Below are 788 nucleotides of genomic sequence, written 5' to 3'. Positions count from 1 at the left end.
TACAAGAAAAGCAATAGATCGACTATGCTGGTTAGGTGCAGAGAGAGGATTTTGTTTTCCTGGCAGTACATATTTAGGTAAAACTTATGAAAAATCTAAAGGAACCATTGACCGTCACGTAAAAGAGTTACGAGAACAAGGGCAAATTGTAACCGTCTATCGACGTTGTCCTCGTAATAACGGCAAAGGGAATCCTGTACACTTATTTGTTAACCACCCTTACTTCGAGTACTGGGTACACTTTTTACAGCTCGATTTAACTTCCCATGTTGAAGCAGATGTTGAAGCAGAAAATGCTGAAACCCCTTGCGAGAGTAAGGATGAAGAGGCAAAAAAAATCCCTACCTATAATTTAACTTTAAAAGATTTAAATAAATACATACGTAAAGACATAGATATAAAGCTTTCGACGGATTATCTACCCTCTTTTATTCCAACACCATTTAAAGGGGCCGTACAGCCGTTTTTTAACTATGCAGATGATATTTATCAATTATGGGGGAAAGTACGCTTAGCACACAAAATAAGCCGTCTAGAGAAGCCTGTTGAAGAAGTAGTATCAATTGCTGTTCAAGCATTTAAAGAAACCGTCTTTGCTTATAAAAGAAACCGAATAAAGACAACCTTTGAAGCCTATTTTTTCGGGACTTTAAGAGGTTTATTTGCTGCTGAGCGTAGAAAAGAAGTTCAAAGGAATAAAACTAATCCGTTATTCTATAACTTTTTAGAATTAGATGCTTAATATAGTTATCTTGAAGCCTATTTTTGTCTATAGACTGTAGAAAATA

The 788-nt window shown here is 35.7% G+C and carries 1 protein-coding gene; it reads left to right on the top strand.

The features are described 5' to 3' along the window. The coding region (locus OK414_RS29725; protein ID WP_264363580.1) for a helix-turn-helix domain-containing protein at positions 1-742 on the top strand (742 nt) is incomplete at its 5' end. Positions 743-788 lie beyond the last annotated feature (46 nt).

The organism is Priestia sp. JV24 (assembly GCF_025910025.1).
In the GTDB taxonomy this organism is placed as follows: Bacteria; Bacillota; Bacilli; order Bacillales; family Bacillaceae_H; genus Priestia; species Priestia megaterium.
Note: the sequence above shows the minus strand (reverse complement) of the source record. Positions and strands in the feature narration are given on the sequence as shown.